This is a genomic window from Vibrio campbellii CAIM 519 = NBRC 15631 = ATCC 25920 (assembly GCF_002163755.1).
Taxonomy (GTDB): Bacteria; Pseudomonadota; Gammaproteobacteria; order Enterobacterales; family Vibrionaceae; genus Vibrio; species Vibrio campbellii.
Window position 1 is genome coordinate 751,379 of sequence record NZ_CP015864.1, and the last position, 12,242, is coordinate 763,620.

Genomic DNA, 12,242 nt, shown 5'->3' on the forward strand with positions numbered 1-12,242 from the left:
AATTCCTTATTAACTTTTATAAATCCGAACTACTATCATGTCGAACCATCGCTCAACATAAATAAGGTTAACAATAATGAAAAAGGCTTTCTCTACTCTAAGCATTGTAGTCGCACTATTTTCTGGTGCGGCATTTGCGGCAGACAACTACACATTGGATTCAAACTTTTCTTCAGTAAGCTTTGCTACAATCAAGAACCAGTTTGTTGTCGAGCCAGCGATCATTGATACTCTATCAGGCACGTTAGACAACAATGGCAAATTTGATGTTGTTATCGATCTTAATAGCGTTGAAACAGGTATCCCTATTCGTAACACTCGTCTAAATGAAATCTTCTTTGAATCTGCTAAACATGCACCTGTGAAGGTGGTAGGTAAAGTGGATTGGTCCGCTCTAGGTGAAGGTTCACACAAGGTAATAGTACCGGCTGAAGTGACGTTGTTTGGTAAGACGAAATCCGTAGAATTCCCTGTTGTGGTTCTCAATGCAGGTAATACGGTAATGGTAAGTTCAAGTGCACCTGTCATCATCGGTGCTAGTGATTTTGGTATCCCAACGGAAAACTTGACCAACTTGGCGGCAACGGTTGGTGGAATTAAGATTTCGGATAGAGTTCCACTTACTCTGAACCTAACCTTTAAAAAGTAGTTTAGTAGCCCAAAAGCGGCTGGCTAACTGGAAAAAAGGCTTGGATAGGCTCACCAAGCCTTTTTTATGCGCTATCAAACAAACCTTTCTTTAAGGTTTATGACCGACTTAGCTTGGACAAGTTAAACGCCATGCTTTTTAATACATCATTCTTATTCACGAAATGATGTTTCAGAGCGGCCAGCGCGTGTAGCAAAACCAAGCTTGCCAGAGTCGCGCAACCAAAACGATGAACCATAAAAAAGAACGCATTCACTTCAGCATTTGAAATTGGGTTTGGAATAGTAAACAGCCAAAAGAATGGGTACTCGTGCTTAAGCATTAAAAAACCGCTGACAAACACAACGAACATCACTAGATAGATAGTGCCATGTGCAAGTTTGGCCATGCTTTTCTGAGTGTTTGGAATCGTGTCTGGTAGCTCTGGTGTCTTACGAAAAAATGACCACCCCCACCTAACAATCAATAGTACCGAAGCGATCGTTGCAAACGACATATTAAGCGTCGATAAAACGTGGAACAGTTGCGGCATATCCATAACGAATAACATGCCGTAGCCTGCAATCGTTGCATAGATAATAATCACTGCCATAATCCAGTGTAGCCATTTGCTGAACGCGTCGTATTGTTGAGTGGATGTATTTTGGACGTGCGGAATCGCTTTCTGGTTCTGACCAGAATCTAATTTCGACATATTGTCACCACTGACTTTTATTTAAGATTGGCATGGGAATACGGCGAGCAAGAGCGTTCCCATGATGAAGATTGAAGAAATAACGGAAGGCATAAGAGCCTTCCGTCGTTCAAGTAGATTACAAGATGAGGTGAGTACTACTTGCTTACGCCGATCATGTCGTTAAAGTAGTCCACTTGCTCTGCCATGCTCAAACCTTGGTTGTTTGAACCCAACGTCCACATAAAGAAGCCACCATAACCGTTATCTTTCTGCCATTTAGCACGGTCTAGGTTGTTCTGGCGTGTTTCGACAAAGTTACCACCTGGTGCCCACTGACTGTTGATCGTATTACCTAAAACAATCTTCGACTTGTCTCCAATGTATTCAGCATAGTTTGCCATCGCCACTTCGTATAGGAAGTTTCGACCCGCGTCGTATGTCATCACGTTGAAGAAATCAAAGTCATTCTTGGTCGCTTTCAACAAATCAATCACTTCACCGTGGTGAGATGAGCGGCCAGACTCTTCAATGTAAGAACAGTTTTCAAATACGCTCGCGTCCATACATTCAACTGGATCCGCGCCTACGTGGTAAGTCGTCAGAGACAGAACCTTCGTATTGCCCACTTTCTCACGGATTAGTTTGATCAAAGCCGTCAGGTCCTGATTCTCTTTGTCCGTGATTCGTGCCGCTTTCTCGAAGTCGAAATCTAAACCATCAATGTGCACGTAACCCGCTAGTTGGTACTTGCTGTAGTCACAGCTACCGTCTGAATTTGTTGCAAGACACTCGCCTTCCATCTCTTCAGGTTTTAGGTTCTTTTTGTACACAGGGAATGGTGTATGCACCAAATCAACCAAACCTGTCGCAACCGATTCACGGCTTTCAGGCGTACTGATAGCCGACCAAATGCTTTCGTAAGTTTGACCACCAAACGCGACCATCATAGTAACATTTTCATTGTCATGCTTGAGCGTTGACCATGCTAGGTACTGTGTTGGCATCCAGTCCGGATTGTAATTCGGTGGCGTTAGCATGCCATCAGAGATCGTGATGTTACCGCTTGCGTCCCACTTACCAAATGACAATAGGTAACCATCACCTTCTGAGTTGAATAACTCTTCGTAGTCATTCAAACCCCAAGACGTTAGGTAACTGATAGAGCGGTCAGGGTTGTCGACTAAACCGCCACCACCTGTGCTCTCTTTCACCGTAATGTTAGACGTTGCAGAGGTTTGCTCTTGGTTGGCCGTATTCACCGCTTTTGCTGTGATAGCGTATGTGCCCTTCTGAGCACCTAGCCATTCATATTCATAAGGTGCTTCAGTGTCTTTAAACAGCTCGCTGCCATTCGCGATGAAGCTAACCGAGGAAATATCACCTTCGTAGCTCTTCGCGTCTGCTTTGATCGAAATCGCACGACCTTCGAAGTAGCTTGAACCATCGACAGGAGATGCTAGAGAAACAACCAAGTCTTTATCGGTAATCGCTAAAGAAATTGGCGCCGCCTCTGCACTCGCACCTTGATCATCGTAAGCAACAACCGTCAATGTGTATTGGCCTTCGACTTGGGCAGGCACCGTGATGGTGTAAGTATCTCCTTGAGAAGGCGTGTTTGATGTCGCAACCACTTGACCATTCAATTGAACATCAACGCGGGCAACTTCAGTGTCATCCGTAGCATCGACAACCACGTCGAATGATTGGTTAGGTGCGATTTTCTGTCCATCTTGCGGCGATTGAACGTCCACCACTGGCACTGGGTTCGGATCACACTCACCAACTTCATTCCATGCATCTTTCCACGCATCTGGATAACTTGAATGACCTGTTCCTGGTGTCCATACTGGGTTACCACACCAACCCGCTACCGTACATGAGTAGATATTGCCAATGTTAGTGACTTCATCACCGACTTTATAGGCCACACCATCTTCGTACTGAGGTATGTCACCACAGCTTGTGCTTGTATCTGTCACCGTAATGGTTAAGTTCTTACTAGAGACATGTTGTTCGTCATCTTTTGCTTCCGCACGAAGCGCAGTAGAGCCTGCCGTTTGCGTTGTCCAGTCACAAGAGAAATCTTGCGTCGCTTTCGCATCAAGAGAACACACTTCTGCATCGTTAGCGAAGAACTTAACGGTCGCTAAGTCATCATCTGCATCCGTCACATGCGCTGAAATTGTGATGCTGTCACCTTTTTGGTGAGAAGAGCCTGCGTCTGGCGAGATAAACTCAATTACAGGTGGGTTTGGCGCCGTCGATTCTGACTCTACCGTCACTTGAATCGCTTTCTCTGTGAGTTTGTCACCATTGTCATTGAACGCCATTACAGTGATCGACGCGGCACCAATTTCTGCTGGAAGCCAAGCTTGCTGGTATTCTGTTGTGCCTTCTACAACGTCTTGCTCGCCCAATTTGGTACTGTTTGCCCAGAATTCTAGTTTGCTTGCACCGTCACCTTCGACACCCGTGATGATGTCAACATTCGTACCTGTGTAAACCACGGAGTTTTGAGCAGGCGCTAAGATATCCAGTGAAAACTCTGGTGGCGGAACAACGTCGCCATCCACTTTCACCACAACAGAATTCTCAAACGCGTTCAGGTCATTCAATTCGCCACCGAAAGAGATCGTCAATGCCGCAGATTCACCTGAGGCCAGCTCACTATCAACCCAAGAGCCTTCTGGGAACGTCAATGTCACCGAGTTCAATACACCATCCGCTTGCGTCGTATGAGAGATTTCCCATGATGGGTAAGAAAGATGGTTTGACGCCCAATTGATTTCGTTAATCGCTACCGGCAATAAAAATTCGATCACAGCTTCACGCATGTCTGCGCTATCTGAGCCTGTGTTTGTGATATCTAGCTTATAGGTGCTCCAGTATTCACTTTCTGACTGAGCTACCGCATCGGTGCTGAACTCTGCGGCCATGGCTTGTGAAATTGGATTCAACAATAAGCCAGAACAAAGCATTGTTAGCCCTAACGTACGATAACCAATGGAACTGGTCTGATTAGCACTGCCCTTTCTTAGATACATATTTAAGTCCTTAGTCTTATATTAATTATTTAGGTACTGTACAAAAACCTGCAATTGGCAATTCAACGATCCCTTGCAAGTACACTTAATTTATAAATAAAAATAACCAAGGCAAAAATTCATTTTCACTTCTGGGATAAATATCAAAATTTATCTATTTATGGGAATAAAACCACATTTTTATAAAACATATGATTATATCAGAACTAATTAAATACTATTTATAGAATAAACTTAATTAGCCACCTTTAATTTAGCGAAACGAAAGCTATTGAATTTAGCTGGAAAGGAAAGGTTTCAACGACATAAAAAGAGACTATAACAAGCTGGTCAAAAAAATCATAAAAACCAAATATAACAACAATTTAAATGATAAAGCTTAATAAAAATCATATTTAAAAAAATAAACCACATGATTGCCATGTAGTAAATTTCGCACAACAAATAAGTCACATGAATGTTTGTTTCATTTCAATACTACTTTGAAATATGAAGCAAAGATGCAAAATTAATAAAAAACTGAAGTCAACATTTGTTTTCATTTGGAATTAATGTCACACATTTTTCATGAGCTACAGAAATAATAATTATCCTACAACATCTAGAGTATTAATTCTATTTTCAACTTAATAGCTCAATTAATAATCTAACTATCAATCTAACCTTTCACTTTTTCTAATATAGGTCGACCTTGACGATAATGTATTTACGCTTGTTTTGTGTTTATTTTACCCACTATTTCTCCAAGTATTAGAATCAAAAAAGGCAAGCCGAAGCCTACCTTTCACTGCGTATTGCACTTTTTATCTGAGATTAGGCTCAAGAAGTTCGTTTTTCCTCTTTCGCGTTCACATTGCTAGCGTTTTGCTCTGTGGCAACCATGTCATCAAACTGAGAAATTCTTGCCAAGAATGCAGGCTTGTCTTTACTTGGGATCGAGCTTGCCAGTGGCAAGTCTGCTTTCATTGAATCGACCGCGCGATTTCGTACCAGTACTTCGAAGTGCAGGTGTGGGCCTGTTAGACGGCCTGTCGCTCCGGAAAGCGCAATTTTCTGCCCACGCTTAACATGGTCTCCTTTCTTAACTAAGAAACGGCTCAAATGCAGATAACGCGTTTTGTAGACACTGTTATGCTCTATTACCAAGTATTTCCCCGCATAAGGATGGTTACGAATCGCAATCACTTTACCATCGCCAGTAGAGTAGACTGGAGAGCCAACAGGCGTCGCGAAATCCGTGCCATTATGTGGTGAGATACGTCCTGTCACTGGGTGTTTCCGATAAGGGTTGAAAGGTGAGGTAATACGACGGAACTGTTTGTCGACTGGGTAACGATTGAATGCTTGCTCAAGGCTGTTTCCATCTCGGTCATAAAAACGTCCATCTTCCGCCAAAAACGCCTCCACATCTTTGCCGCGCATCTTGATTGCAATGCCTTGTACTTCTGTATTGCCAGTTAAATGATCATCAACATATTGGCGACGAACCAACACATGAAAACTATCACCAGCACGAAGTTCGCGAGCAAAATTCACTTTATCGCGCAATACACGTGTGATGTTGGCAATCTGGGTCGTAGTTAAGCCTTGTCGATGAGCAGACGATGAGAAGCTACCGTTGATCGTCCCTGAGTGCATTTCCTCACGCCATTCACCCGGCTCTTCCACAAAGTCATACGCAAAAGTACCATCGCTGTTTTGCGTGTAGATCGCGCGTTCAACGAGGCTCTCATGGAAAATCACTTGCTGTAAGGTTTTAGTGTCTCTATCCACCACAAACTCGAGGTGGTCGCCTGGTTTAATGGTATCGAGCTTAAGTGAGATTAAGTCAGCTTCAAGAAGCTTCTGCGTCGTTTCGTACGGCACACCCCATGAAGAAAAAATGGTACTAAGCGTATCGCCGACTTTGACGAAGTAATGAATACGAGCAATGGTGTCATGACCTTCAGCGGAGCGGCCATTTTTTTGTGTCGCCTCCGTTGATTGAGCGCCAGACTTTGGAGCGCTCTCTAACTGAGAATAAGGCGTCACCTTAATGGTGATTTCTTCAGGTTTCGTTTCTGCTTGATAGGTGAGGTAAGCTGCGAGAGAGAATGCGGTAGCAGCGACAGTAATGAGTGAATAACGAACAAACTTCATAATACTTGGATTGACTGAAAACAATAGTTGTTATGTTATAACATCATACAATCACAATGAAAACATTACGTATTTGAGAACTTTGTTTCTAAGCTTTATTGGGTTCTATAAGCCACTCTTTTGATCAGGAAAGCTTATAGAAAAAAAGGCCAAGTCAACCTTGCCCTTCTCTATGATTACCAAATCGTGTTTTAGTTTCCATCTTCTTGGTTGAATTAAAAAGTAAACAAGCTAATCGATAATCTCACTCCTGGTTTCAATAACGATAAACATAGAACATGTGGATACTCAGAAGCGAACAAACATCAAAGTACAAAGTACGCTCTTAGCTCTTCGATAAAGACTTTGACCTTTCTCGGTGTGTTAGAGCGTCCTCTATAAAGCGCGTAGACCATTCTCGTTGGCAATTGGTAGTCTTTTAGTACTTCTATAAACTCGCCCCTACAAAGCTCATCTTCTACAAAGGCTCTTGGAAGCATTGCAACTCCATAGTTTTGCTTCAGCGCAGTTTTCACGGCCTGTACACTGTTAACGCAAAGAGATGGCGATACTTGCACATCAAGCTCTTTTCCCATTTTGTTAAATCGCCACAACTTATAATTTTTTAAGTTTGGGTCTTCGATAATTCGATGAGAATGCAGATCTCGGGGGTGCAAAAGTGAGGAGGTGTTTTCTAAGTATTGCGGCGTTGCACAAATCACACTCATGTTTTCTGTAATCTTTGTTGCGATCAAATCAGAGTCTTGCTTTACCAAATGACCAGAACGAATAGCTACGTCATACCCTTGAGAGGAGAGATCATCTAGGCCATCATCGAGCAGCAAATTCAATCTTAGCTCCGGGTATTTATCACTGAAACTGCAAATAAACGGCATGAGTATGATTTCTGTCAAACCATTTGGTGCGAGAATATTTAAAGTGCCAGAAATGTCATTACTATTAAATTTCATAGTGTCGTTCAGCGCTTCAAGTTGCAGAATCAGAACATGTGCCTCTTGATAATACTGATGACCAGCGTCCGTAAGAGAGAGTGCCTTGGTTGAGCGGTTCATTAATCGCGTTCCAAGATAAGTTTCTAGATCTCTAACATTGCGACTCACTAGAGATTTAGACACACCTAGTTTCTTAGATGCGCCAGTAAAACTGCCTTCCTCTACGGTGCAAATAAACGATTTAATTAGCGTAATTAAGTTCATCAAAAAAGTCATTGTTTACTATTTGTTGACATACTATCGACCTTATCTGCCCTGTTCAAGCATCATTTTCTGATCAAAAATTCAATCAACTCAACAAGCAACAATAGGATAAAGAAATGGAAAGTAAACAGGTCCAGACTATAAGAAATTACTTTAAGATTTGTGTTGACGGTAAGGCAACAGAGCGTGTGGGGGAGTTTTTCGCTGAAGATGCAATTATTTACCGCCCTGACTGTGGAAGAACATTAAAAGGATTAGTCGAGTTTGAAGCAAAATTGAAATCTTGCGTAACTGAACGTTATCAGAGTCTTGAGACAAGCTTTCAACGCATTGTAGAAGCAGAAGACCAGGTAGTAGTCGCCCTAACTCATAAAGCCCAAAATGCAAATACTTGGATGGACTTCGATGTATCAGGTAAAGATGTTACATGGACAAGCCTTACCTACTTTCGCTTTAACCAAGAAGGTAAAGTAATTGAAGAAATCGTAGAGCGAAACGAGTTAAGTATGGCAACTCAACTAGGGTTAACGATCACACGATAGCACCAGTAACCAATGCCATTTAGAGAAAAATAGGGCTCGCGAGTAGAGCCCTACTTTTAGACCATTCAATAGTCAGACTACCACTTAACGATACCCAGCGTCACTTTGACGCCTACGAGTGTTGAACCACCATAATCTTTTGCACGGCGCAACAAGGTGTCATGAAAGACTAAATTTGGAAAAGCCGCTTCAACTTCTGCGATGGCTTCTTTACTCAACCCTTTGTGAATACTGCTTTTTGTCGCATCAATCCAGTCTGCTTTCCGACACGTGGCCGGTCCCGTTTGATTTCTATTTGCGACATGTTTGACTTCCACGAGTAAAGCCTTTAAAGAATTATAGACTTTGCCTTTCGTCGAGAGTTACCACCACCGTAAAACAATTACGTTCCCCTTGATGTGATACAGAAAACACATCTGTCATTTGAGCGATCAATATTAGCCCTCGCCCAGAAGGCAACCAACTGTCTTCATCGAGCAAGTTAGGGGCTTCAATTTGCTTAAAGATGTGACCTTTGAACGTGTCGTCATCAATACCGTTTCCGTAATCAGCCACGCGCAGCTCAACTTTTGTTTTTTCACCTCGAAGCACTTCGCATTCTAACTCAACCGTTTTCCCTGCTTGTTCTTGATAGGCATGAATAAACGCGTTGTTCATGAGTTCTACCACACATAACTCCAACGCTTGCATGGCATGAGAAGAAACCGAATGTTGTTGAAGGAACTCAACCAATTCGAGACTCGCTTGGCGCGAAACTTCTAAAGATGCTTGATAGGATTTCTGGAACACCACCCTCGGCGAATAAACGGCTTGCGATTGTGCTGAGCCCAACCATCGCACTTTCAACAAGCTCACATCATCGTCGAGTTCTGGTTTTCCTTGCCAGTTTTGCACTTGCTTTAAAACAGCATTAGTTTGTGCTTTTTCTGGCATCGCTTTACTCCTTTCGATGTTGGCTAACAGTCGGTCAATGCCGTAAAGCTCCTCGCCTTGCTTAGCTTCCAATAAGCCATCGGAGAAAAACCAAAGCGCGTCATCAGGCTTAAGTTGGATGCGTCCACCTTGGTATATCATTGGCTCCAATGCCCCGACAATGAAGTTGTTGTCGCCAACAAGTTCCAAGCGGTTTTGTTTCGTCTGTTGCCAAACAAATTTAGGATGCCCTGCTGTGCAATAGTTTAGTTCACCGGTTTTGGTGTTCAACACGGCGTATTCGATAGTGAAATAGAGCTTGCCGTTCTGCGTTTGCTGGTAGCGTCGATTGAGCCTTTCAATCACAGCCACAGGCTTACTGATGCGGTATTCGTTGTCACTCCAATCTAACGTTATCGACTCTAATTTGTTACGTTGTAACAAAGCTTGTTGAATCGAGAACGCCATTAACGCCGAAGAAATACCGTGCCCGGAAACATCGAAGACATAAAACGCAACATGCGATTCATCAAGCTCAACATAACCCAACATATCCCCACCGATCTTGGTACAAGGGACATAAGTGAAGCTAAATTGTGCCGTGTGAATCTGTTCTTCAACGGGCAACAGTTGCCCCATTAACTCTCCAGCAGAATCCAGATCCTGCTGAATGGTTTGATACGCTAAATCGAGCTCTTGGTTTTTTGTCGTGAGCGTATTGTGCAGCTCTAAAGTACGAAAACCCGCTCGAATTCGCGCTTGCAGCTCAGCGACAGAGGTCCTCTTATCAACAAAGTCATCGGCACCTGCATCCATGCCTTTGATGATGGATTCTTGATCGTTATATGAAGAAAGGAGAACAAAGAAGATATAACGAGAAAACGCCGACGACTTAAGCTCACGACAAAGCTCAATGCCACTAATGCCCGGCATCATCAAATCACTGAGGACAAACTGAATGTCAGTTCGGTGATTCAGTACTTCTAACGCAGACTCACCATCTTCAACGGCAATGACCTCGTACCCTTGCTTTTGCAATGCACTGGTCGTGTAGAGCAGAACCGTTTTGCTGTCGTCAACCAACAATATGGACTTCATGCGTCTCCTTGCCCGTTTGTTCTATTGCAGCACGCTATTCATGGATTGGGCATCTCTGAAACGGCTGTAATCTTCCGCTAAAAGTTGGTGTTGATAACGGGTGTAAGATAATGCCTCATTCGAGACTACGATTTGGTTTTCTTTTTCCACCAGTTGCCCACGCAGCAGTTCAATTTGTTGATGTTGCTGAGTGTGACTTTGATACATGGCCACGAGCCCGCACACAGACGCTACGAGTAGCGTACACAACACGCCGTTGATGGTTGTACATCGAACACTCATAACCTCTCCTTGTCGCTTGGTGTCCTTCATTACTTGGTAAAGTCCAATAATGATTGGGACGTCTACAGACTAAGAACGTAACGTTCTAAAACGCCGTGAGAGCCAATTGAGGTTGTTTCATTAACAAAGTTAATTATAGGAGAGTGGCTGAAAAAAGAGAAAACCCTAAAAAATTGAAGATCTTTACGCTTAAAACGACAAAAAGCAGCGAATTTGTACAAGCTTCACTGCTTTGTTGATGAGGACTCAGCCTCAGTCTTGGAATGCCTCACGCACCGATACTTGTTCAAACCAACGCGCAATATTTGGGTAAGTTTCGAAGACTTCAATACTCAAACCATTTACAGCAAAACCAACAAAAATGTAGCCAGTAATGTCCACAATGGTGAAGTTGTCCGTGGCGATGTGCTCACTTTCTGACAAGCGCTTATCTAGCGTAGGTAGGAACTCCAACACGCGAGATTTCGATTCGTCACCCCACGCAACAACACAGTTTTCACGGTCTTGGTAAATTGCTGTGATATTGCGAAACGCCTGAAAAGCCGTGTACAAACCTTGGAATTCGACAACGCGATGCCACATTTCCACCTGAGCACGTTCTAGCTGGTTAGCACCAAACAGCGCCAGATCATTTTCAAACGCTTCATCTAGGTAGCGACAAATCGCCACGCTTTCACAGATCGTCGTGCCATCATCCAATTCCAGTAGAGGCACTTTGCCGTTCACACTTTTCGATTTAAACGCTTCAGATAGGTTATCGCCCTCGCGCACATTCAGCGCTACTCGCTCAACCTCTCCACCGATTTCCTTTAGAAAAATGCTAACTCGCTTACAACTTGGAGTCATTGCGGTTTCATACAGCTTCATTTCACATCCTTTTATCTTTTTCTAACCGATTGGTTAGGATATACTGTAGTCAGTTTATAAACGATCAGTCAAGAACTTCATTATCAAAAATTTTCAAACAGTTTTGGGTCTGTTTGCTGAGCGAGATTTTTGATGCCGTTTGTGAGTTCGTATGGATTTGGAGTTTCACTATTTTGGTTCAGTTCGAACGCTAGAGGTTCTCTGTGCCATCCCTCCAAAATGATTCAATTACCCGATAAGCAGACCCAGGCAGGTAATTTATGGCAAGAAAAGCCAATTTCGACCGAGATGAAAAGCTTCTCGTGGCTATGGATGTGTTTTGGCGTAAGGGCTTTGCGAACACGTCAATCTCGGATCTCACCGACGAGTTGAACATCAACCGCTTCAGTCTTTACAACACTTATGGTGACAAGCAACAGCTCTACTACGAAGCGCTCGATGCATACTTGAAAAAGGTCTCGCTACCGTCACTGAATGATCTGGAAAAAGACGACGCGTCTTTACCTGAGTTAGAATCGTTCCTTAAATCTTTTGCTGAGCTGCAACGCAAACGCAACTGTGGGTGTTTTATTCAAAATGCGTTGATTGAGCATGCAGGTGAAGACGATGACGTACTGCGCAAAGGGCATTTCTTATTTGACCATCTTATCGACATCATTGCGGATGCGCTGACCAATGCGCAAAAAGAAACCTTAGTACCGAAAACGCTGAAACCAGAAGAACTCGCTCGTTTTGTTCTCAACAACATGCAAGGCATGCGCGTGCTGGGCAAAGCCAAACGTTATGCCGATTTGGATACGGCGCTTTCATGCTTACTGGTTTTGATTAGGAAGTAAC

The 12,242-nt window shown here is 43.2% G+C and carries 11 protein-coding genes; 3 read left to right on the forward strand and 8 right to left on the reverse strand.

Going from position 1 to position 12,242, the window contains the following annotated elements; all coding sequences use genetic code 11:
• Window positions 1-76: 76 nt before the first annotated feature.
• On the forward strand, window positions 77-649 hold the full coding sequence (locus A8140_RS19305) for a YceI family protein (RefSeq protein WP_005533164.1): 573 nt from the start codon (window positions 77-79) through the stop codon (window positions 647-649).
• Between the two features lie 97 nt (window positions 650-746).
• Here A8140_RS19305 and A8140_RS19310 read toward each other — a convergent pair whose 3' ends face one another.
• From A8140_RS19310 to A8140_RS19325, 4 genes are all read right to left on the reverse strand, one after another.
• Window positions 747-1,343: a cytochrome b gene (locus A8140_RS19310; protein WP_005533163.1), complete on the reverse strand. Its 597-nt coding sequence runs from the start codon at window positions 1,341-1,343 to the stop codon at window positions 747-749.
• A 137-nt stretch (window positions 1,344-1,480) separates the two neighbouring features.
• Window positions 1,481-4,369, reverse strand: coding sequence for an Ig-like domain-containing protein (locus A8140_RS19315; RefSeq protein WP_005533161.1), 2,889 nt, complete (start codon window positions 4,367-4,369; stop codon window positions 1,481-1,483).
• Between the two features lie 819 nt (window positions 4,370-5,188).
• A complete protein-coding gene (locus A8140_RS19320) occupies window positions 5,189-6,508 on the reverse strand; it encodes a peptidoglycan DD-metalloendopeptidase family protein (RefSeq protein ID WP_005531590.1) in 1,320 nt (439 codons plus the stop codon).
• Between the two features lie 305 nt (window positions 6,509-6,813).
• Window positions 6,814-7,704, reverse strand: a complete 891-nt coding sequence (locus A8140_RS19325; protein WP_021018255.1) for a LysR family transcriptional regulator — start codon at window positions 7,702-7,704, stop codon at window positions 6,814-6,816.
• A 116-nt stretch (window positions 7,705-7,820) separates the two neighbouring features.
• Between A8140_RS19325 and A8140_RS19330 the strand changes: the two genes are divergently transcribed.
• Window positions 7,821-8,246 carry an ester cyclase gene (locus tag A8140_RS19330; protein WP_005531586.1) on the forward strand — a complete coding sequence of 142 codons (426 nt, stop codon included), beginning with the start codon at window positions 7,821-7,823 and terminating at the stop codon, window positions 8,244-8,246.
• 77 nt (window positions 8,247-8,323) lie between these two features.
• Here the strand turns inward: A8140_RS19330 and A8140_RS19335 are convergent, their stop codons facing one another.
• The 4 genes from A8140_RS19335 to A8140_RS19350 all read right to left on the reverse strand — a co-directional run bounded on the left by A8140_RS19335 (window position 8,324) and on the right by A8140_RS19350 (window position 11,405).
• Window positions 8,324-8,563: a hypothetical protein gene (locus A8140_RS19335; RefSeq protein ID WP_005531584.1), complete on the reverse strand. Its 240-nt coding sequence runs from the start codon at window positions 8,561-8,563 to the stop codon at window positions 8,324-8,326.
• A 19-nt stretch (window positions 8,564-8,582) separates the two neighbouring features.
• Entirely contained in the window at window positions 8,583-10,256 is a 1,674-nt protein-coding gene (locus A8140_RS19340) for a SpoIIE family protein phosphatase (RefSeq protein WP_005531581.1), read from the reverse strand.
• Between the two features lie 21 nt (window positions 10,257-10,277).
• Window positions 10,278-10,538, reverse strand: coding sequence for a hypothetical protein (locus A8140_RS19345; RefSeq protein WP_005531579.1), 261 nt, complete (start codon window positions 10,536-10,538; stop codon window positions 10,278-10,280).
• Window positions 10,539-10,790: 252 nt separating this feature from the next.
• Window positions 10,791-11,405: a glutathione S-transferase gene (locus A8140_RS19350; protein ID WP_005531577.1), complete on the reverse strand. Its 615-nt coding sequence runs from the start codon at window positions 11,403-11,405 to the stop codon at window positions 10,791-10,793.
• A gap of 260 nt (window positions 11,406-11,665) precedes the next feature.
• Between A8140_RS19350 and A8140_RS19355 the strand changes: the two genes are divergently transcribed.
• A complete protein-coding gene (locus A8140_RS19355) occupies window positions 11,666-12,241 on the forward strand; it encodes a TetR/AcrR family transcriptional regulator (RefSeq protein WP_005531575.1) in 576 nt (191 codons plus the stop codon).
• Window position 12,242 lies beyond the last annotated feature (1 nt).